General features: G+C 29.2%; 23 protein-coding genes. 14 read left to right on the top strand and 9 right to left on the bottom strand.

The window, feature by feature from the left end:
- Positions 1–20: 20 nt before the first annotated feature.
- On the top strand, positions 21–1,094 hold the full coding sequence (locus QEJ31_RS06805) for a chorismate-binding protein (RefSeq protein ID WP_280593032.1): 1,074 nt from the start codon (positions 21–23) through the stop codon (positions 1,092–1,094).
- Positions 1,084–2,724, top strand: coding sequence for a 2-succinyl-5-enolpyruvyl-6-hydroxy-3-cyclohexene-1-carboxylic-acid synthase (gene menD, locus QEJ31_RS06800; protein WP_280593031.1), 1,641 nt, complete (start codon positions 1,084–1,086; stop codon positions 2,722–2,724). The genes QEJ31_RS06805 and menD overlap by 11 nt, the downstream gene beginning before the upstream one ends.
- Here menD and QEJ31_RS06795 read toward each other — a convergent pair.
- From QEJ31_RS06795 to QEJ31_RS06775, 5 genes are all read right to left on the bottom strand, one after another.
- Positions 2,694–3,437, bottom strand: coding sequence for a transporter substrate-binding domain-containing protein (locus QEJ31_RS06795; protein WP_280593030.1), 744 nt, complete (start codon positions 3,435–3,437; stop codon positions 2,694–2,696). The two genes, menD and QEJ31_RS06795, sit on opposite strands and share 31 nt — an antisense overlap.
- Positions 3,438–3,441: 4 nt before the next feature.
- Positions 3,442–4,656, bottom strand: a complete 1,215-nt coding sequence (locus QEJ31_RS06790; RefSeq protein WP_280593029.1) for a glycosyltransferase family 87 protein — start codon at positions 4,654–4,656, stop codon at positions 3,442–3,444.
- 128 nt (positions 4,657–4,784) lie between these two features.
- Positions 4,785–5,666 (bottom strand): succinate--CoA ligase subunit alpha, encoded by an 882-nt coding sequence (sucD, locus tag QEJ31_RS06785; protein ID WP_280593028.1) that lies wholly within the window; start codon positions 5,664–5,666, stop codon positions 4,785–4,787.
- Positions 5,667–5,689: 23 nt separating this feature from the next.
- A complete protein-coding gene (gene sucC / locus QEJ31_RS06780) occupies positions 5,690–6,868 on the bottom strand; it encodes an ADP-forming succinate--CoA ligase subunit beta (RefSeq protein ID WP_280593027.1) in 1,179 nt (392 codons plus the stop codon).
- 195 nt (positions 6,869–7,063) lie between these two features.
- Positions 7,064–7,366: a DUF3135 domain-containing protein gene (locus QEJ31_RS06775; RefSeq protein WP_280593026.1), complete on the bottom strand. Its 303-nt coding sequence runs from the start codon at positions 7,364–7,366 to the stop codon at positions 7,064–7,066.
- A gap of 443 nt (positions 7,367–7,809) precedes the next feature.
- On the opposite strand from QEJ31_RS06775, the gene QEJ31_RS06770 reads away from it, so the two are divergent.
- Complete coding sequence (locus QEJ31_RS06770; protein ID WP_280593025.1) at positions 7,810–8,433, top strand: hypothetical protein; 624 nt, start codon at positions 7,810–7,812, stop codon at positions 8,431–8,433.
- On the opposite strand, the gene QEJ31_RS06765 is transcribed toward QEJ31_RS06770, so the two are convergent.
- Complete coding sequence (locus QEJ31_RS06765) at positions 8,434–9,084, bottom strand: cytochrome b/b6 domain-containing protein (protein ID WP_280593024.1); 651 nt, start codon at positions 9,082–9,084, stop codon at positions 8,434–8,436.
- Positions 9,085–9,335: 251 nt separating this feature from the next.
- Between QEJ31_RS06765 and QEJ31_RS06760 the strand changes: the two genes are divergently transcribed.
- The gene (locus tag QEJ31_RS06760) at positions 9,336–9,908 is read left to right on the top strand and encodes a helix-turn-helix domain-containing protein (RefSeq protein WP_280593023.1); all 573 of its coding nucleotides are present in this window, start codon (positions 9,336–9,338) and stop codon (positions 9,906–9,908) included.
- Here the strand turns inward: QEJ31_RS06760 and QEJ31_RS06755 are convergent.
- Positions 9,901–10,380: a DUF4442 domain-containing protein gene (locus QEJ31_RS06755; protein WP_280593022.1), complete on the bottom strand. Its 480-nt coding sequence runs from the start codon at positions 10,378–10,380 to the stop codon at positions 9,901–9,903. The genes QEJ31_RS06760 and QEJ31_RS06755 overlap by 8 nt on opposite strands.
- A gap of 164 nt (positions 10,381–10,544) precedes the next feature.
- On the opposite strand from QEJ31_RS06755, the gene QEJ31_RS06750 reads away from it, so the two are divergent.
- Complete coding sequence (locus QEJ31_RS06750) at positions 10,545–11,234, top strand: CHAP domain-containing protein (RefSeq protein WP_280593021.1); 690 nt, start codon at positions 10,545–10,547, stop codon at positions 11,232–11,234.
- A gap of 30 nt (positions 11,235–11,264) precedes the next feature.
- Here the strand turns inward: QEJ31_RS06750 and QEJ31_RS06745 are convergent, their stop codons facing one another.
- Together QEJ31_RS06745 and QEJ31_RS06740 are read right to left on the bottom strand one after the other, a co-directional pair.
- Positions 11,265–12,227, bottom strand: coding sequence for an alpha/beta hydrolase (locus QEJ31_RS06745; RefSeq protein WP_280593020.1), 963 nt, complete (start codon positions 12,225–12,227; stop codon positions 11,265–11,267).
- Positions 12,228–12,444: 217 nt separating this feature from the next.
- Positions 12,445–12,816 (bottom strand): translation initiation factor, encoded by a 372-nt coding sequence (locus QEJ31_RS06740; RefSeq protein WP_280593019.1) that lies wholly within the window; start codon positions 12,814–12,816, stop codon positions 12,445–12,447.
- A gap of 160 nt (positions 12,817–12,976) precedes the next feature.
- On the opposite strand from QEJ31_RS06740, the gene QEJ31_RS06735 reads away from it, so the two are divergent.
- From QEJ31_RS06735 to QEJ31_RS06695, 9 genes are all read left to right on the top strand, one after another.
- Positions 12,977–13,540: an inorganic diphosphatase gene (locus tag QEJ31_RS06735; RefSeq protein ID WP_280593018.1), complete on the top strand. Its 564-nt coding sequence runs from the start codon at positions 12,977–12,979 to the stop codon at positions 13,538–13,540.
- Between the two features lie 149 nt (positions 13,541–13,689).
- Positions 13,690–14,814, top strand: a complete 1,125-nt coding sequence (gene gcvT, locus QEJ31_RS06730; protein ID WP_280593017.1) for a glycine cleavage system aminomethyltransferase GcvT — start codon at positions 13,690–13,692, stop codon at positions 14,812–14,814.
- A 28-nt stretch (positions 14,815–14,842) separates the two neighbouring features.
- The gene (gene gcvH / locus QEJ31_RS06725) at positions 14,843–15,223 is read left to right on the top strand and encodes a glycine cleavage system protein GcvH (RefSeq protein ID WP_280593016.1); all 381 of its coding nucleotides are present in this window, start codon (positions 14,843–14,845) and stop codon (positions 15,221–15,223) included.
- A 58-nt stretch (positions 15,224–15,281) separates the two neighbouring features.
- Positions 15,282–16,643 carry an aminomethyl-transferring glycine dehydrogenase subunit GcvPA gene (gene gcvPA / locus QEJ31_RS06720; RefSeq protein ID WP_280593015.1) on the top strand — a complete coding sequence of 454 codons (1,362 nt, stop codon included), beginning with the start codon at positions 15,282–15,284 and terminating at the stop codon, positions 16,641–16,643.
- A gap of 14 nt (positions 16,644–16,657) precedes the next feature.
- On the top strand, positions 16,658–18,133 hold the full coding sequence (gcvPB, locus tag QEJ31_RS06715; protein WP_280593014.1) for an aminomethyl-transferring glycine dehydrogenase subunit GcvPB: 1,476 nt from the start codon (positions 16,658–16,660) through the stop codon (positions 18,131–18,133).
- Positions 18,134–18,139: 6 nt separating this feature from the next.
- The gene (locus tag QEJ31_RS06710; protein ID WP_280593013.1) at positions 18,140–19,309 is read left to right on the top strand and encodes an iron-containing alcohol dehydrogenase; all 1,170 of its coding nucleotides are present in this window, start codon (positions 18,140–18,142) and stop codon (positions 19,307–19,309) included.
- A gap of 111 nt (positions 19,310–19,420) precedes the next feature.
- Positions 19,421–20,245 (top strand): 1,4-dihydroxy-2-naphthoyl-CoA synthase, encoded by an 825-nt coding sequence (gene menB, locus QEJ31_RS06705; protein WP_280593012.1) that lies wholly within the window; start codon positions 19,421–19,423, stop codon positions 20,243–20,245.
- A 6-nt stretch (positions 20,246–20,251) separates the two neighbouring features.
- Complete coding sequence (menA, locus tag QEJ31_RS06700; protein ID WP_280593011.1) at positions 20,252–21,166, top strand: 1,4-dihydroxy-2-naphthoate octaprenyltransferase; 915 nt, start codon at positions 20,252–20,254, stop codon at positions 21,164–21,166.
- Positions 21,167–21,172: 6 nt separating this feature from the next.
- On the top strand, positions 21,173–22,000 hold the full coding sequence (locus QEJ31_RS06695; RefSeq protein WP_280593010.1) for an NRDE family protein: 828 nt from the start codon (positions 21,173–21,175) through the stop codon (positions 21,998–22,000).
- Positions 22,001–22,006 lie beyond the last annotated feature (6 nt).

Here is a 22,006-nt window from a genome sequence, read left to right as displayed (position 1 = left end):
AACGTTTGCTAGGAAATTAAATGGAATTATTTAATTTAGAAGAATTTTTGAATTCTGGAATGTTTGTGTCTTCGCCACAAGAAAATAAAATTTGGTGTATGTATGAATCTATAGAAAAATATCAATCAAATGAAAATTTAGCATATCCTTATTTTTATTTTAGTGATTTTTATTTTAAAAATGGAAAATCTTTTTTTAAAGGGAATAAATTTTTTGAGTTTTCTATTGAAACATTTCAAAACATTTTGGAGAGAGATATTTCTGAAATTCCAGATATAAAATGGAATAAATTTGATGATTTGTTTTATAAAAATCAATATGACTTAATTAAGAATAGTATTAAAAATAAAAACATTCAAAAAGGAGTTCCATTTTCTTTCTTGCCAGGTAATTTTGAAATAGATAATAAAAACAAATTGTATTTTATTAAAAATATAATTAAAAATATTAAAAATAATAAGTGTCATTTATATGGTTTTTGGGAAGAGAATAAAGGAATAATAGGGGCAAGTCCAGAACTTATTTTTTTACAAGAAAATAATAGTATATTTACTATCGCTCTTGCAGGAACTATTAAAAATGAAATAAATGTAGACATAGATAAATTTTTGCACGATCCAAAAATGAATAATGAACATAATTTTGTTATAGAAGGGATTAAAAAATCTTTAAATTTGTATGGAGAAGTAAAAATAGGTCAAACCACTATATTTGAGTTACCTCACCTTATTCATTTAAAAACTGATATATACTTGAATTTAAATTCGGAATTTAATTTTTTAAAATTAGTAAACCTTTTGCATCCAACACCTGCAGTCGGTATTTATCCAAAAAATAATCAATTTTGGATAGAAGAGTCATTCCTTAATTCTAGCCAACGAAAAAATTTTGCTGCACCATTTGGAATTATGTTGAGTAATAAAAAATCATTTTGCGTATGTCTTATTAGAGGTATTGAATGGGATAATTTTGATGTGCAAATTACCGCTGGAGGTGGAGTGATCAATGAAAGTATTTATCAAGAAGAAATGAATGAAATAAAATTTAAAATCCAATCTATTATTAAAAATCTAGGATTAAATTATGAATTCTGAGTTTTCCTACAAAATTATTAAAAATCTTATGCAGTGGGGAGTTAGGGAATTTTATGTTTGTGCAGGTGCAAGAAATGTTCCTTTAATAGAACTTTTATTAAGTAATAAAGAAATAAAAATTTATAGCCATTTTGATGAAAGAAGCTTGGCATTTTATGCATTAGGAAGAATGAAAGCATTAAACTCACCTGTTGCTGTTATTGTTACTTCTGGCACAGCAGTAGCTGAGTTATTTCCTGCTGTTATTGAAGCTTATTATTCTGATTTACCCTTAGTAGTAGTAACTGCTGATAGACCTAAAAAGCAAAGAGGAACTGGTTCGCCCCAAACTATTGAACAAAAAAATATATTTGGAAACTATGTCTCAGTATGTATTGATATTGAAGCGCACGATGAATTTAATATTTCTTGTTATAGGAAAAATAAACCCATTCATATAAATCCTTGCTTTGATGTTCCATTGCAGTCTAATGAAATAAAAGAATATAATTTTGATAATTTAATAAAAGATAATATTGGGGAATTAACTTTAAATTACTCAAATGAATTTGAAGTATTCAAAAAATTTATCAGTGAAAGTAAAAATTTATTAGTTCTTGTTTCGAAGAATTATATTGAAAATAAATCAGTTTTAATTAATTTTTTAAGGTATTTAAATAGACCTGTTTATCTTGAATCAATTTCAAATTTGCGTGAATGCGAAGAATTAAATGAAATTAAAATTTTATTTGCAAATAATTTATGGGAAAGAGCTAAACATTTAAAGTTAGATTTTGATAGTGTTTTAAAAATTGGGAATACTCCTACCCATAAAATTTGGCGTGAAATTGATGAAAGTAATTTAAAATTAAATGTGTTATCAATTTCTGAGTCTCATTTTTCTGGTTCTTATAAGGCCGATCATTTACAAGTAAATTTTAGAGATTTTTTTCCTAAACTAAAAGAAATTTTATTGTCAGATTTTAATATTGTAAATAAAAAAATGGAATTATTAATTAATCAATCTTATGACAATTATTGCAGTGCTTTAGAAATTTTAAATGAATTTCCTAATTCTGAACATTCTTTTTTACATAAATTGTCTCTTAAGATACCAAAGAAAAGTCTTATTTATTTAGGAAATAGTTTGCCTATAAGAACTTGGGATCTTATTGCCACATATGAAAATAAAGATTTGCAAATTGAAGCTTCAAGAGGAGCAAATGGAATAGATGGTCAAATTTCAACTTTTTTAGGCTGTGCTGTTGAGAATAAACTTAATATTGGCATATTTGGTGATTTAACTACATTATATGATTTGCAGAGTCTTTGGGCTCAATACAATAAAAATATAGCATTTATAATATTTATTATTAATAATTCTGGGGGGCAAATATTTAATAGTGTACTTGGTGGGGAAACGGTTGATTTTTGTAAGAATAACCATGATTTGCAATTTAAATCTTGGGCTGAAATGTGGAATATTAATTATCAGTTAATAGAAGATATTAATCAACTAAATGATATAAATTTTGAGTTTATAAATAACATGAAACTCATAGTAGAAATAAAACCATGTAATCTTGAAACAGAAAATTTTGGAAAAAAATTAAAGTCAATTCAATTAAATTCTGGTTTATATAGTAAGTGATTATTTTTTAAATTTTTTTCAATTAAATCTTGCTCTTTTGGGATAAAATTTTTTGAAAGGACAAAATAAACCGAAACTGGACTTTCCGGTATTTTGATAAATTTTAATTGCTTTAAAGTGTTGCTCTTCTTAGCTTCATAATATAATGAATCTGGTAAATATGTATAAGCAGCAGAAATTCTATTAAATAGTAATTTATTGATGAGCACAATATTGTAATTTTCTGCTGATGATTCTTCAAAAGTAAGTTGGTCCCTATTTTTTTCTAAGAAATCACAAAGAGCAGCATGTTGTCCAATTCCAATCGTTTCATTTTTTATATCTTCAATATTTTTAATATAATTTATTGGTGAAGTTTTTAAGAAGGTCATAAAACTATTTGAAGTATAGATGGGGGTTTTTGTATAGTTAAAATTCTTTTCTCTTTCTTTTGTTTTAGCTAGAAAAGCAATAGCGTCAATTTTATTTAAATTTAATTCAGTTAATACTCTAGACAAAGGATATTGTTGAAATACGATTTTTTTATTTTTAAAGGTAAGAATCTTCTCTTTTAAAAATTCTAAAATAATTCCGGTATCTTTTCTTTTTTTTTCGTCATAATATGAAAATGGTTTGATATCGAAATAACCAATTTTTAAAAGATTACTATCTTGTCCAAAAGCTTTTAAAGAAGAGAATATTAAGAATAAGAAAAAAAAATTGAATTTCTTCATTAATTTAAATTCCTGCAGTATTTGTTATTTTTATTTTTTTTACATTATAAAACAATATAGATAATAGAATTAATACTCCTAAAGGCATTAAAGAGTATTTTCTTATAAATGTCGATATAAGTTGAATATCTCCAAAATTAATACCAATTAGAAAAATAGCAATAATGTATAAAGTAATAAGTAAGTTATTTTTTCTTTTAAAAATAAATGATGTAAGAAAAATTAAAGGAAATGAAAATATGTAAATACTTCTTCCATTTGAAGCTAATAAAGGTATTAAGCTTAATAGAAATGAAAAATTGTAAAATGATCGTAAATTTTTATCCAATTTTTTTTTGGATTCAATTAAAAATAAGTAAGTAAAAATTCCAGTTAAAGATAATGTAATAATATGAGATAATTCTTTTTTTAAATTTAAGATACTAATGAAAAAATTATCGAAAAAAGTGAATATTGATATATTGCCATAACTAATTTCACTTCTTTCTCTTAAAATTTCTATTTTTATTTCATTAAACCATAACTGGTAGTTTTCAATAAAAGAATTGAAATTAAAAAATATTAATGGTATAAATGATATTATTAATATAGACAAAATTAAATACAGAAGATATTTAAATTCTTTTTGTAATATATAGTATACTATGAATAAAATAAAATATGGTTTTATTATACCAGAATACGCTAGAAAAAAAGCTGAAAGAAAACGATTTTTATCTTTGGTATAAACAGAAAATAAAGAAAAAAATAGAATTATTATATTAGCTTGTCCAAGATGCAATTCTCGAGTAAAATTATTTGCAATTCCAACCATGATAATACAATATACAAAAAGTTTATTTTTATAAGTTTGAATATAATTGTCATCAATTTTTGACATTTTATATGATATTTTTATTATTATATATATAAGAAAGCTAAGAAAAAAAGTGTATGAATATTTTGCTATTTCAAATGGTAATAAAGTAAATGGTGTATAAAGAATAGCTGCTGCAGGTGAGTACTTATATCTATAAAAATTATCTTCTACAATTCTATATAAATTTTCAGAATTTAGCATTCGTACGGCAGCTTTGTAGTATACTTCAAAATCACTTTGCCAATATCTTCCATTCTTTAATTCAATTAAAATAAATATGGCTGTGAAAATAAAAATAAAAAATAGCAAAGAGTTTTTATAGAAAAAATTTTTTCCAATGACATTTTGGGAGTATTGCATAGATATTTACCAAAATTATAGTTTACTAGTCTTATAAGTTACCTATATTGTATCTTGCAAAAATAAAAATGCCAATTATTATCGAACTAATAATTGGCATTTCTTCTCATTAATCACCGGTAATAGAATTAAAGGCCTAATGCCTTTTTCAAAGTTATGCCCATATCAGCTGGACTCATTGCGACATGTAAGCCACATGATTTCATAGCATCTATTTTTTCTTCAGCGGTACCTTTTCCGCCGCTAATAATAGCTCCGGCATGTCCCATTCTTTTTCCTTTAGGAGCAGTTTGACCTGCTATAAAGCCTACAACTGGCTTTTTCATATTCCTTTTAATCCAGTCAGAAGCTTCAATTTCTAAAGTTCCACCAATTTCCCCTATCATTATTACAGCATCTGTCTCAGGGTCTTTTTGAAACATTTCAAGAACATCAATAAAACTTGTACCATTAATAGGATCTCCGCCAATTCCTACACAAGTTGATTGCCCTATTCCTAAAGCAGAAGTTTGGCCTACGGCTTCGTATGTTAATGTTCCTGATTTACTAATAATCCCAATGCGTCCAGGCAGATGGATATGTCCGGGCATGATACCTATTTTACATTTATCACCTGGGGTAATGACTCCTGGACAGTTTGGTCCTATTAACCTTGTTTTACCACCAGCATTTAGAAGAGCTTTTTTAACTCTCAACATGTCTAGTACTGGAATTCCTTCAGTGATAGCAACAATCAATTCAATACCAGCATCGATCGCTTCTAAGATAGAATCCGCTGCAAAAGGTGGAGGTACAAAAACCATAGATGCATTAGCACCTGTTTTGTGCATAGCTTCAGCTACTGTATTAAATACTGGTTTATCTAAAACTGTAGAGCCGCCTTTCCCAGGAACAACTCCTCCAACTAAATTTGTTCCATATTCTGCGCATTTTTCTGAATGAAATTTACCAGCGCTACCAGAAATTCCTTGGCAAATTAATTTTGTTTGTTTACCTACAAGAATAGACATAATTATTTTCCTTTAAGATTTTGTTACTTTACAGCTTGAACTATTTTTTGCGCTCCATCAGCCATGGACGATGCGCTTAAAATATTTAATCCTGATTCTGTTAATATTTTTTTCCCTAGCTCAACATTTGTACCTTCGAGTCTAACGACTAATGGTACTTTTAATCCTAGTTCCTTAGCTGCGGCAACAATACCGTTTGCAATGACATCGCATTTCATAATTCCACCAAAGATATTTACAAAAATACCTTTAACAGCTTTGTCACGAAGAATAATTCTGAAAGCTTGAGTTACTGTTTCTTGACTGGCGCCTCCTCCAACATCTAAAAAGTTAGAAGGTTGTCCTCCAGTTTGTTTAATTATGTCCATGGTTGCCATAGCTAATCCAGCTCCATTAACTAAACAGCCAATGTTACCTTCAAGTGAAACATAACTTAATCCATATTTTGAAGCTTCTAATTCTCTTGGATCATCTTCTTCATAGTCTCTTAAATCAGCAATATCTGGATGTCTAAACATCGCATTTTCATCAAAGCTCATTTTACAGTCAAGTATTGCCAATGAACCTTTTTTGGTGAGAACGAGTGGATTAATTTCAACCATTGAGCAGTCATATGTAAGAAAAGCTTGATAGAGGCCTTTTAAAGTTTTTGCAAAATCTTTTGCCAGAGGTGTTCCTAGTCCGAAACCAAGACCTAAACTTAATTTACGGACTGTGAAATCTTGTAATCCAACTGTAGGATCAATATCTGCAGTAATTATTTTTTCAGGATGTTTTTCAGCAACTTCTTCAATATCCATGCCGCCTTCTGTTGAAGCCATAACGCCAATAGTCGCCGTCTCTCTGTTCACTACTAAAGCAAAGTAATATTCTTTTTCAATATCACATCCCTCAGCAATAAGTAATTTATGAACTTTTTTCCCTTGTGGGCCAGTTTGATTTGTAACAAGAGTCATTCCAAGCATTTTTTCTGCAGCAGAAAAAGCTTCTTCTGGCGTTTTTGCAAGTTTCACCCCACCAGCTTTACCTCTTCCTCCTGAATGAACTTGAGCTTTTACAACTGCAATTCTTCCATCTTTTCCACAGCCTAAATTACGGGCAGCCCACTCAGCTTCAGTAGCGGTGTATGCTAATTTACCTTGTGGAATACTAAGTCCAAAACGGGAAAGTAAATCCTTAGCTTGATACTCATGAATGTTCATGAAACTCTCCAAAATTAAAATATCAAAAAAAACGGGTGCCTAACCCTATGCCTGCTCGAAAACAAATGCATAAACAGTGTTGCGACATTACAATGATTTTAATTGAAGAGAAAGGGGGGGGATTTTTTGAATATTAGTTATAACAAGATTGTGAAAATCTTAGTTACATTTTGTGAGTTTTATTTTGTGGTATGATTAATGTTCGAAGTTTTCAGGTTTTAATGAATGTATGTTTTCACCTAATTCTTTCAAGCTTCCTGCAAGGGAGCTTGTTTGTTTTTGCAGCTCTAGAAGTTGTTCACGCATTAACCTTTGAATCACAGACATGCGGTTTGCTTGATTGCCAGCTTTGGCTAATTCACTATCTATAATCTCTTGAAATTTATATGCTTCTTCTCTTTTTGCAGGAGAAAGGGAGTCAAAATAGGCTTTTCTATTAGCAAGAGCTTTTAGCAGCGATGTATTATGTAAATTTATGAAATTACTATCTTTTTCCAATGAAAATCTCCTATTTCTCCTAAGTTCCTTAGAATGTAGGTTATTAAATTATGCACTAAATTTAAGCATAAATCTATATAAAATTTTATATTTTGAAAAATTAATTATAATTATTACAATATAATTACAATAATAGAATTTTAGTTTATTCTTAAAAGTGTTTGCATTTCAAATACAAGAAATAAATACGATGTACATTTGTATTATTAATTTGAATAAATTAATAAAGTTACTTTGGAAATAATAATAAAATTAAAATAACATACCAAAAATAATTATTTAAAATTATTGACAAAATATAAAAATATAATAACATCACTTTGATTTTAGTTATAAATAGACATAAAAAATTTAAAAATTATTAGTTTTTTTTCTATTCGTAATTAGATCAATCTATTTCTTCAATTTTTGTTTAAAATAATTCAAATAAAATAGGATTCAATATGAAAAAAATTTCTTTCATATCTTGTTTTTCTCTGACTAATATCTTCCTTATGCATTTTAATGCTTTTTCATCTGAATCTCATGACCATGTTTCACAAATTGTTGATCAAAATATAATAAAACAGTATGTACAACAATTTAAACCAGATCAAGAAAATATAAATCAAAGTTGTAAAATTGCTAGTTCACAATCAAAAGAGTTTTTGCAAGGAATAAATATACAAACTGCAAAAGTAAAAATAACAAAAGAGGAAGAAGCTTGTCTTGATAGAAAATATTTTGTGACAAAATGGGGAAGAGAATATGTTGTAGCTTATTGTGATGTTAAAGCAAAAAGAGAATTTTTTTCTGAATGTTTCTTAAATATAAAATCTGGAAGTGAATTTATATTTTATGCTCAATTAATTTTAGACTCTAGAGATAGAAAAGCACATTTTTTTGGAGATGAAATTGATATTAACTCTTTTGAAACAACGAATAAATATGTATTTGAAAGAAATAATATGAAAGTAAGTTATAATATGAAGTATTCAATCAAAGAAAATGGCTCACTAGAATTGCATTTATATGAAGGAAATTCTGATAAATTCTTATACACACAAACTTTCAAACAAATGAATTAATTATTTTTTCTTCCGATATTGGAAACCGCTTAGCATTGATTGTGCAACAGGGAATTTTTCTTTTACTTCAGTATAAATTAACATAAAAATATGAATTATAATAAAAATCATTAATATATAGAAAATTATTTCATGAGTTTTTTTCATAATTTTGTCTGAGATTGTTTTCTCACTTGTAAATACCATAAAATTCATAAATGGACCTATACTCAAAACTTTTCCTGCTAAGTATAAACCTGTTAATGCTTGAATAAAAAGAAGTATATAAACTTTTAAGTATGCTAAACTACCAAGAATATCATGCCCCCAATCTTGGCTTTTTAAAAGTTTAAATTTTTTTAATTTTATAACTTTAAAGTATAGTGATGGTTGAAACATATTAATAAATCTTGCATGTTTTGGTCCAATAATTCCCCATATTATTCGTAAAATTAATCCAAATATTAAAGCGTATCCAATATATGTATGGAAACTATAAAGAACTTCTTTCCAATTATTTAAAGATTTTAATAAAGGTTTAATCCAAATAGTTAGCATTAAGCAAAAAATTGATAAAGCATTCCACCAGTGAAGAAATATTAAAAAATAGTCATAAATTTTTTTTCTTTCATATTTTTCAATTTCTATACTTGTTTCATTTTTTTCTTTCATGTTTTAACTCCTAATTAACTTTTAAAATTATTTTCAGCAATATTTTGTTTTTTATCAAATAATTTATGTCATAAATTTATTGTTTATAAATTTAATTTGCTTCTAGCATGCTAGTCTGTTGTTTTGGTTGTAATTAAACTTGATTTTTTTTGTTTTCCATTATTTAAAAGAAAAATTCATTAACATGGAAATTTAATGAATTAACAATAATTATTTTTGGGAATAGATAAATTTTATATTCTGGTGCTGATATGAAAAAAACAAAATTAAAAATCATCGAAGCTGCAACAAATCTTTTTATTCAAAAAGGATTTTCAGGAGCTTCAATTAGTGAAATAGCTAAAGAAGCAGGAATTAACCAAAGTTTAATTTATCATCATGTAGGAAATAAACTTGAGCTTTGGAAAACAGTAAAAAAGCATCTTTTAAATGTAAATTTATCTAACTCTGTTAAGGAAAATTTAAAAAGCAATACTTTAATTGAATTGATTAACAGTATCGTAATTTCTAGAATTAATTTTTACAATAGTGATCCAAGAATCAAAAGGCTGATGCAATGGCAACAATTAGAAGATAGCCAAGATGTTTTTAAGATTGAAAGTAATATGTCTCCTCATTTATGGATTAAAAAAATTAATAAATTGCAAAATATCGGAGAAATATCAAACAAATATACGGCTGAATTTTATGGATTTATTATTTATAGTTTAGTAAATTCGCTTATTTTTGATAGTTACAATGTTATAAAGAAAGATTTAAAAAAGAATAGTGATTATGTTGAAAATATTATTGAAGTTATAGTTGATATTTTAAGATCTAAGTAACGTTAGATTTTTTAACATACAAAGTTTTTTCCACTTTTGTTACCAATTCTCCTATTTCATCGAAAATAAATATTTCTTTATTAAAGATATATTTTTTCTTAATGTCACAATTATATTTAATTTCATCAATCTCATCTTTTGTAAATTCAAAATGAGCTTTGACTTTTCCTTTTGCTGGTTTTATAAATTCAATTTTTGCTGATTTATCCCAAATTATATAGCTACTTCCTAAGTTTTTTATCAGCATTAGCATGTAAAATGGGTCTGTCATGGCAAAAAGTGAGCCTCCAAAATGAGTGCCCACAAAATTTTTGTTATACCAAGTGAGATCCATTTCGACTTCAAGCTTCAAAATATCTGTACTGACATTTGTAACTTTAATACCAGCTCCTAAGTATGGAGGCCAAAAGCGAAGCAATTTAAATAACTTTTCAGGCGGTATTTTTTCTTTAAGTAAATCAATTAGATTCAATTTTTTTTTCCTTTATGTTAATGCGGTGATCTTGGCTATACCATGCTAAACTTTTTTGTTGGAAGAGGAAAGTAAGGTTAAGTATTTTTAATTTTTTAGCATTATGCTTTAATTTAAAAATTTGACCACATTTTTGCATTATACTTTTTCTAATTAGGAGAGTTATGAAAAAAATAATATTATTATTGTCTTTAAGTTATTCCTCTATATTTGCTGCTGATTTAACAAAATATTGTGAAAATTCAGCCGTGAATAAGTGCGTCACTCCATATGGAGAAAAACTAGGTGCTAGTAATGGAGTTAGCGCCTATTCAAATTGTCGTTCGGAATGTGTAAAGCCCATTCCAAATTCATTTAAAAAAGAAAATGAAAAAGATGTATACACGGGAATTAAATGGCAATGCGTTGAGTATGCAAGACGGTGGTGGATAACTCAAAAAAATATCACTTTTGGATCAGTAGATACCGCAAATGAAATTTTTGACCTTACCTCGGCGGAAGATTTAAAAACTGGAAAAAAAATTAAACTTATTAAAACTTCAAATGGTGAAACTACGATTCCAAAAGAAGGTGATTTATTAATTTATAAAAAATCTGGAAAAGATGAAAATCTTCCATATGGGCATGTTGCGGTGATAGTAAATGTGAATATTTCTGAAGGATATGTAGATATAGCTGAAGCAAATTATAACAATTCAGTTTGGGAAGAAAAAGAAAAATATTCAAGAAGGCTGGCTTTAGTGGCTAAAGATAATAAATTCGTTATTTATGATGTAAATTATAAAAATTATAAAAAAGAAGATTTTTCTGATAAAAGTAACATAATTTTAGGCTGGGTGAGAGCTGATTTTTAAAAATCATTTTCTAAATTTTAAAATATAGAATTAAGCATTGCCACTAACATTTTTATAATTTGGGGTATAATTTTGTTCTTCATGTAATAAACTTCTTAATGCATTGATAAATATTTCTGGTTCTTCAAACTGTGGGTAGTGCGAAGAAGCATAACATTTAATAATATTATTTTTAATTTCAGGAAACGTTGTTGTACCATTCATTAATATATCATGAAAACCAATTATATATTTTCCAAATTGGCATAAATGACTGGGGTCATAATTTCCTGTATTAAATTTTTCATCATTAAATGTTTCAACAATTCTAAAGTAGACTTCATCATTATCATGAACTTTACTATTTGTGTTTATTTTGTTCCACCATGTTTGGACTTTAGGATTAGCCCAATAAAAATGTTGCCTTGCTGTCTGTCTGCTACTCAGACAGTTAAAAAGTTTTCTTATTTTTGGTGAAAGTAAATAAGGTTCTTTATTATTATTTACAATTAATTTTAAAGCAAGCTCATATTCTTCGGGCTGAGTATTTTTCAATATTTGTAAATCAAGAAAAAGTGAAGTATTAAAAGCATCATTTGGATAAATATTTGTGCCTACAAGTAAATACAAAATGTTTATATGTGGATGCTTCCATAAAGTGTCATAAACTAAACGGGCACCATAGCTATGCCCAAAAACAATATCAATCTTATCTAAATTAAAGATTTTTGGTAAATCTTTTATTAGATAGGTCAAGTCTTCTATATTTATAGCGTGTGAAAGTTCTTTTAAACTTTGTGAACTGTTCTCAGAGCGGCCTGAGCCCCTTTGATCATAGGTAATAAAAGCAAACATAGAATTTTTTAATTGGGGAAAAGATTGAATTCCACATTCAAAATCATATGAATGACTTCCAGGGCCTCCATGAACATACAATACTGTTTTTCCATTCCAGAATTCGGGAATATGCAAACAAACATATAGTCCATTGAACTTTGTTACTTTTGTCTTCAATTTAAAACCTTCCTTGACTATAAATTAACGACATATATTTTATGAATTTGTTATTGGTAGACTATTGATAGCAAATAAAAGTCACAATATCTCTACAAGAAAAATTAATATTGTTCAAGTTTTGTATTGCTTATTTATAAAAGTTACCAAAATTTAATATTTAATAAAAATCATTATTAATGTTTATTTTATGATTTTATTTTTCTTAAGATTTTTTTTAATTAGAATTTAATTGAAAATTTTTAAGTACTTCTTTTAATTTATTAATTTCACGAATTGTTAATACAATTTCATTATTTTCAACTGTTCCGCCGCAGGCCAGAGAAGTTTTAAGTTTTGAGCAAAGCAGTTTTAGACTTTCTGGATTATGTGCTTCCGGATCGCTAAAGTTAAATAATATGGCTACTGGCTTTCCTGCCCTACCTTTTGTTTCAGTTCTTATTTTTAATTTTCCTTGAATAGCATTGGGCTGTTTTTTTTCTTCTTTAGTTTCCGATTTCTTTAAATTTACTGGTGACTCCTGCCCTACAGAAGCGATGTTACCGCTCCATTCCAATTTAATAGGTTTGGTTTTCTTTTTTTCTGTCATAAAAATAACCTTTTTTAATTTGTTCGAACTTAAAGCATTCATTTTTCTTTTCAAAAGTGCTATCTGCATGTACAACAGACCATCTTCTTTATCACTCTTCCCTTAAAGCACTTTTGGGTGAGAATGATAAACTATTTTATAAACATTTTGGAGTTAAAATATGTCAGTTAATCCTTGGCACCCATGGCATTCCGTCAGCGTTGGTGAAAAAGTTCCTTCAATTGTTACAGCTATTATTGAAATTCCTCGTGGTTCAAAAAATAAGTATGAAATAGACGCTGATTCAGGTCTTTTATTTCTAGATAGAGTTCTTTCTAGCCCAATGTTTTATCCTATTAATTACGGTTTTATCCCTCAAACTTATTGTGATGACGGTGATCCCCTAGATGTTATGGTGATAGGGCAAGATCCTGTACACCCACTTAGCATGATGGACGCTCGAGTAATCGGCTGTTTAAAAATGATCGACGGTGGTGATGCTGACGATAAAATTCTTGCTGTTCATTCTGATGATCCGCAGTTCAAACATATAACAGACATCAAACAGCTAGAAGAAATTAATCCGCATTATTTAAAAGAAATCGAACAATTTTTCAAAACTTATAAGTTGTTAGAAAACAAAAAAGTTGAAATTGTTGGATGGCAAGGAAAAGAAGAAGCTGAAAAAGTTATTAAAGAATCTATAGATTTTTATAATAGAAACAAAGATATGTTAAAGAAATAATCTGAAAGCAAAATCTTCATACATCCACTGTATTTTAAAAAATCTTTGTAATAAGAATATTACAAAGATTTTTTCCTTTTTGTTGACTAATAACTTTCAAGTCAAGATGATACGTTGCAGAAATTTAACCTTAAACCGAGGGTAACTAAATGACATCTGAAGAAAAGTTAAAATTAACTCCACTTTATGAAGAGCATATAGCTCTTGGCGCAAGAATGGTTCCATTTGCTGGCTGGTCTATGCCAGTTCAATATTCTGGATTAGTTGATGAACATAAATGTGTAAGAAATGCGGTTGGTCTTTTTGATGTAAGTCACATGGGCGAAATCAATGTAATTGGGAGAGGCGCATTTGATTTCCTGCAATACACCACACTTAATGATTTATCTAAATTAACAATTGGACAAGCCCAATACAATGCTTTTTGTACTGAAAATGGAACTGTAATAGATGACATTATCATTTATAAAAGAGGACTTGATTCATTTTTTATCTGTGTCAATGCTAGTAATATTGAAAAAGATTTAGCATGGTTAAAAGAAAATTGTCCCAAACAGGGAGTTATAATAGAAAATTTGAGTGATGATTATGCGCAAATAGCTGTTCAAGGGCCAAAAAGCAGAGAATTAATTGCAAAAGTTGTAGACGTAAAAATTCATGATTTAGCTTATTATCATTTTGCAGAAGGAAAGGTGTTGGGAACTCCCTCTATTATTGCAAGGACGGGTTATACAGGAGAGCTGGGATATGAATTGTATGTTCCAGCGTCTTCAGCAGCAAAAATATGGAAAGCTTTGCTCCAAGCAGGTAGTGAGTTAGGAGTAAAACCATGTGGCCTTGGCGCTAGAGATACTCTCCGTTTGGAGTGTGGATATTTACTCTATGGAAATGATATGGATCAATCTAAAACTGCATTGGAATGTGGTTTGAGTTGGATTACAAAATTTGATAAGCCTGACTTTATCGGGAAAAAAACTTTACTAATGCAGAAAGAATCCGGAACTAAAACCAAGTTAATAGCGTTTGAAATGCAAGATAAGGCTATTGGAAGACATGGTTATAAAGTATTTTCAGCTGCTGAGAATGGTTCTGAAATAGGTTTGATTACAAGTGGTAGCCCTTCTCCAACATTGTCTAAAAATATTGGGATGGCATATGTCACCTCTGAATTTGCAAAAATTGGAAGCAATATTTGGATTGACGTACGAGGCGATAAAAAACCAGCTGTTGTTGTAAAAAAACCATTTTATGTCCAAGGAAGTGCGCAAGGTTAATTAAATTTACTTTTTGAAAGGAATATTTATGTCTTATCCTGAAGAACTAAAATATACAAAAGAACATGAATGGATAAAAATTGAAGGAAATAAGGCTTCAATAGGTGTGACAAAATTTGCAATTGAACAATTAGGTGATGTTGTTTATTTAGAGTTACCTAAAGTTGGTACTACATTTAATGCAAATGATGCATTTGGAACAATTGAATCAACAAAAACAGTAAGTGAACTTTATACTCCAACTTCTTGCACTGTTACTGAAATAAATTCACAAATTATTGACAAACCTGAAAGCTTAGCAACAGATGCCTATAATAATGGTTGGTTGATTAAAGTTGAAATAAAAAACCCACCAACTAATTTACTAAGTGCAAAAGAATACGAAAAGTATATATCTGGTAAAGATTAAAAATTAAAATAAAAGTGGCGGGTTTCAGACCCGTCTTTTTTTTTCACAAGGATAAAATATGTTAAAGCATCGTTTACTTCCAACAACAGAAAATGATAGAAATAATATTTTAAAGATTTGTGGTGTAGATAATTTTGAAGATTTGCTCAGAGGAATACCACAGGATATCCAATTTAAAAAAAATTTAAATATAGGTGAAGGATTATCTGAGCTAGAATTAAAAAGAAAAATAGCAAAAATAATGACTTCATCTAGGGAAAAAATAAATGGATTAAGTTTTTTAGGGGCTGGTGTTTACGATCATTTTATTCCAGCAGTTGTGAATCAATTAACGTTACGGGGTGAATTTTTAACTTCTTATACACCATATCAACCAGAATTTTCTCAAGGAACTTTGCAAGCTTTATTTGAATATCAAAGCATGGTTGCTGAGATTTTTGGCATGGAAATATCAAATGCTTCGCACTATGATGGTGCAACTAGTATGGCAGAAGCAGCTTTGATGGCTTTAAGAATTAATGCAGAGAAAAAAAGAATTTTAGTTTCTGCTGGAGTTCATCCTGAATATATTGAAGTATTAAAAACTTATTTAACAAATTTAAGTGTTGAAGTTTCTATCGTACCAATTTCTGAAGACGGCAAAACATCAACCCAAGCGTTAGATTCTCTTTTAGGGGATGATGTAGCACTTTTTATAGCGCAAAGTCCTAATTTTTTTGGTTGTATTGAAGACATGGATATATTAGCAGAAAAAACAAAAGCAAAAAAAGCGTTATTTTCTGCTAATGTAACAGAGCCACTAAGTTTAGCTTTGCTAAAAACTCCAGGAGAATATCAAGCAGATATTGCAACTGGTGAAGGTCAAAGTTTTGGTTTACCCCAAAGTTATGGCGGGCCTTATGTAGGTTTATTCACCACAAAATTAGAATATGTAAGACAAATGCCTGGTAGATTATGTGGTGAAACTGTAGACAGTCAAGGCAGAAAAAGTTTTACTCTGACTTTAAGCACTCGTGAACAGCATATTAGAAGAGAAAAAGCGACATCAAATATTTGTACTAATCAAAATTTGTGTGCTTTATGGGCTACAATTTGGTTGTCCCTAGTTGGGAAAGAAGGTTTTGTAGAATTAGCTGAACAAAATCTTTCTAAAGCAGAATATGCAAAATCAGAAATACTAAAAACAAATAAAGCAAAATTAAAATATCAAAAATCTAATACATTTAATGAGTTTACTTTAGAATTAAAAACAAATGCCTCAGAATTTATTCAAAAATGTTTACAGAATAAATTAGCACCTGGAATTCCTTTACAACGATTTTATAAAGAAGATAAAAACTCGTTATTAATTGCTGTTACAGAAAAGAAAACCAAAGATGAAATTGATCAACTTGTTGATTTAATAAAAAAATATGGATGAGGATGATATTCAAAATGAATTATTTACAAAAAACTACAGGTCATAATATAGTTTTAGAAGAAGAAGTGATTTTTGAAAAATCTCGTAAAGGTGGATATGGAATTGGTTTGCCTAAACTAGATGTCCCAAAAATAGATCATAAATTATTATACAATAAAGTAACAAGAAAAAATAAAGCCCGACTTCCAGAATTATCTGAACCCGAAGTAGTTCGGCATTTTACGCGTCTTTCAACGTGGAATTACGCAATTGATTTAGGAATATATCCTTTAGGATCATGCACCATGAAGCATAATCCTAGATTAAATGAAGAGGTAGCAAGAAGTGCATCTATTTGTGAACTTCATCCTTATGACCCTATCGAATGGTCACAGGGGCATCTACAAATAATGTATGAATTACAAGAAGATTTACAAGAAATAACAGGAATGCCAGCTGTTTCCTTACAACCAAGTGCTGGTGCCCAAGGTGAATTCACAGGACTATTATTAATTTCTGCCTATCACCGAAATAAAGGGAAACAGAAGAAAACAATAATTACAGCTGATACTTCGCATGGAACAAATCCTGCTAGCGCTGCATTAGCGGGTTATAATATTGTTCAAATTCAGACTGGAAGTGATGGATCTGTTTCTTTAGATTCTGTTCAAGCAGTGTTAAATGATGATGTAGCCGCAATGATGATTACAAATCCAAATACTTTAGGAATATTTGAAAAAAATATTAAAGATATTGCAAAAGCTTTACATGATAAAGATGCGTTACTTTATATTGATGGCGCTAACATGAATGCTGTTCTTGGGTTGAGTAGACCTGGTGACTATGGAGCTGATGTTATTCAATTTAATTTACATAAGACTTTCACTACTCCACATGGTGGTGGTGGACCAGGAAGCGGCCCTATTGCGGTAAGCGCAAAACTTGAACCTTTTTTACCTATTCCTAGAGTTGAAGTTCAAGATGGAAAATATAATTTAAATTATAATTTTTCAAAAACGATAGGCAGAGTAAAAGCATTTTATGGTAATTATGGAATGTTTATTAGAGCTTGGTGTTACATTAAAGCCTTAGGAAGAGATGGTTTAAAAAATGTGAGTGAGAATGCAATTCTTAATGCTAATTATATTAAATCCCAATTAAAAGATGTATTAAATATTCCTGTAGAAGGAAATCACTTACATGAAGTCGTTTTTAATGATAAAAATCAAAAAGAATCTGGTTGGGATACAACAAAAATTGCAAAAGCTTTGATTGACTATGGGATGCATCCACCTACAGTTCATTTTCCATTGTGTGTAAAAAATGCCTTAATGGTTGAACCTACAGAAACTGAAAGTATAGATGAACTGGATAGATTTATTAATGCAATTAAAGAAGTAGTTACTTTGCAAGATTCAGCACAGTCTTATCCAAAAAAAGCATTTCGTGAAAAAGTTGATGAAGTTAAGGCTGCAAGAGAATTAAAATTAACTTATAAATTTAAAGAGTAAAAATATATGTTAAATTTCGAACTTTTTAATCCGGTAAAAATTATTTTTGGAAAAGATACAATTGGAAACCTGCCAACTTTATTACAAAATAAAGAAAAAATATTATTTGCTTATGGCGGTGGTTCAATAAAAAAAAATGGCGTTTATGAACAAATTAAACAAGCATTAATTCATAAAGATGTTTATGAGTTTTCAGGTATTGAAGTAAATCCTGAATATGAAACCCTAATGAAAGCTGTTGAGTTATGTAAAAAATGTAAAATCGATTTTATCTTAGCAGTTGGTGGAGGATCGGTTATCGATGGTTGTAAATTTATAGCAAGTGCAGCTAAATATAAAAAGAATGATCCTTGGGAATTGGTCATGGGAGCTCAAAGTGAAAAGGCAATTCCACTAGGTTGTGTATTAACTTTACCCGCAACTGGTTCAGAAATGAATGGCTTCAGTGTCATATCCAGACGAAGCGTGAATGCAAAAAAAGGTTTTTTTTCAGCACATTCTTATCCAGAATTTTCAATACTTGATCCATCTGTTACGTTTTCTTTGCCAGAAAGACAAGTTATAAATGGTATTATAGATCCTTTTGTCCATGTCACTGAACAATATTTAACTTATAAAATAAATTCTCCGTTACAAAACAGACAAAGTGAAGCCATTTTAAAAACTTTGATCGAAGAAGGTCCAAAAGCAATAAAAAGAAAAGAGGATTACAATAATAGAGCAAATATAATGTGGTGTGCTACCCAAGCTTTAAATGGCACGATTGGGAAAGGAGTGCCACAGGATTGGGCCACGCATGAAATTGGTCATGAAATAACGGCATTATTTGGGCTAGATCATGCTCAGACTCTTGCCGTAATTCTTCCTGCTTTACTCCAACATGAATATGATTATAAAAAAGAAAAATTAGTCGAATTTGGTAAAAATGTATTTTCTTTAGATTATAATTCTGAAGCAAAAATTGCTAAAACTGCTATTAATAAAACAGAGAAATTTTTTAGATCATTAGGAGCAAAAACAAGACTTTCTGAATATAAAATTCCTAAAAAAGAATTAAAACACATAGCAAAAAAAGTTATGGAAACGAGTAAAGGTGTTAAATTAGGTGAAAATTCAAGAATAGGTGAAAATGAAATACTAGAAATTCTTGAAATAGCATGGCCAAGCTATAAGTAAAAAATGAATTAAATAACTTTATATAAAAAAAAGTTATATAACTTGGAAATATAATTTTTTTCAGTTAAATAACTTTTTTGGTTTTAAAAACACTTGTTGAAGGAGTCAGAAGTGAATCAAAACAATTGGCATAAAATGCAAGATTTTGAAGATATTAAACTAGAGAGAACTGAAGATGGTATTGCAAAAATAACAATTAATCGCCCACATGTGCGAAATGCTTTTAGACCAGAAACTGTAAATGAGTTACTAAAAGCTTTTGAAGTATGTAGAGATCATCCAAAAATTGGAGTGATTATTTTAACTGGTGAAGGAAAAGAGGCATTTTGTTCTGGCGGAGATCAAAAAGTCCGTGGCCATGGCGGATATGTTGGGCAAGATGGGTTACCAAGATTAAATATTTTGGATGTGCAAAAATCAATTCGTTCAATGCCTAAACCAGTTGTAGCGATGGTTGCGGGTTATGCAATTGGTGGAGGGCATGTCCTCCATGTTGTTTGTGATCTAACGATAGCTGGAGATAATGCAAAATTTGGGCAAACTGGTCCTAAAGTAGGATCTTTTGATGGCGGATTAGGAAGCAGTTATTTAGCGCGTATTGTTGGGCAAAAAAAAGCGCGTGAAATTTGGTATCTTTGCCGTCAATATAATGCGCAACAAGCTTTAGAAATGGGACTGGTAAATCATGTGGTGCCAGTAGATAAATTAGAAGAAGAAACTTTAAAATGGTGCAGAGAAATGATGCAACATTCCCCACTTGCTCTACGCTGTTTGAAAACAGCATTAAATGCTGATTGTGATGGACAAATTGGATTATTGGATTTTGCTGGCAATGCCACTTTATTGTATTATCTAAGCGAAGAAGCCAAAGAAGGAAAAAATGCCTTTATAGAAAAACGTAAACCTAATTTTGATAAATTTGATAGATTTCCTTGAGGTATCATGTCTGACGCTCTGACTACAAAACAAGGAATTTATCCTTGGCTACTTGCTGCTCGTCCGAAAACATTATCAGCAGCAGTAACTCCTATTTTAATTTCAACAATGTTATCATTTCACTATTCGTTAACAGTTAATTATCAGAAAATTTGTTTCCTTAGTATTCTGGCATTATTTTCAACGATATTTATTCAAATTGGTACAAATTTAATTAATGATGCTTTAGATTTTAAAAAAGGTGCTGACAACGAAAACAGATTAGGTCCTAAGCGAGTCACCCAAAGTGGATTACTATCCGCCAAACAGGTGATGATCGGTGGATTTTTAAGTTTTTTAATTTCAGTCTTATTAGCTATTCCTTTAGTGTTACATTCCGGTTTTCCTATTATTGTAATTGGCCTTGTTGCGTTACTTTTTGGGTACTTATATACTGGAGGGCCTTATCCTCTTGCTTATAAAGGATTGGGTGAGTTATTTGTTATTTTATTTTTTGGTTTAGTTGCTGTTGGTGGAGTGTTTTATTTACAAACAGGATTTTTAAATACAGCCGCTCTTATAGCTGGCCTTGAAGTTGGGTTACTTGCTACCGTTCTTATCTCTATAAATAATTACCGTGATTATTTGGAAGATAGAAAAGTTAGAAAAATGACATTAGCCGCAAGATTTGGTCCTTGCTTTGCAAAATATGAAATATTGTTTTTATATTTTTCTACTTATAGCATTCATCTTTATTGGTTTTATGAAATTAATTCTTGGAGCGCTCTTTTACCTTTTGTTACTTTACCTTTGGCTATTAAAATAGTAAAAGATTTATTTCATCAAGAACCTTCAAGAATTTTTAATAAATATTTAGGAATGTCAGCATTATTGCAGCTACTATTTGGAATATTATTTAGCATAGGCATATTAATAGGGTAAATTTTTGTGTGTACTCTTTTCTTATTTATAAATCATTTTGAATCTTTTCCTATTTTATTGATCTCAAATAGAGATGAATATCGTGGGAGAAAAGCCAGAATGATAAATGGTTGGAATCATTCATTGACTGAATATGGTAACTCTGTATTTAGTCCTCGGGATGATTCCAAAAGAGGCACTTGGTTTGCTTGTCAAAATAAAATCAAAACAAGATGGGCAATAATTACAAATATAAGAGATTTAAGATCCTTTAAAAAAGATCTTCGCTCAAGAGGTGAGATTATCCCACATTTTTTGAGCTCTAATTTAAATTGTTCTGATTATGTAAAATACTTAGAACAAAATAATGATAATTATAATTACTTTAATCTAATTTTTTCAGATTCTGAAACAATTTATTACTATAATAGCAAAGAAAAATTAGCAAAAAAAATAGCAAATACTTCTACTAAAGAAAAATATATTTATGGATTAAGCAATGGTTCTCTTGATGAGAAATGGCCTAAAGTAGTAGAAAATAAATCTAAATTTTTATCTTTTGTGAACTCATTCCAGAATCGAAAGAAATCTATTGCCGATCTTTGGAATTATTTCAAGAATGAAATGATGAACTCTAAAAAATATGAATTAAGTTTATTGCCAAAAACAGGTGTTTCAGAGGAACAAGAAATCTTTCTTTCATCTTTATTTATTTCTGGAAAAGAATATGGGACAAGAACAACTATTCTTTTTGCGATATCTCAAGATGAAAGTCTAAATATTTTTGAACAAAGTTATAACAATAATGCACTTATAGATGAAGAAAAAATAATTACAGCAAAGTTTTTTAGATAAAATAAT

Origin of the sequence: Pigmentibacter sp. JX0631, assembly GCF_029873255.1 — a bacterium.
Classification (GTDB): domain Bacteria; phylum Bdellovibrionota_B; class Oligoflexia; order Silvanigrellales; family Silvanigrellaceae; genus Silvanigrella.
Note: the sequence above shows the minus strand (reverse complement) of the source record. Positions and strands in the feature narration are given on the sequence as shown.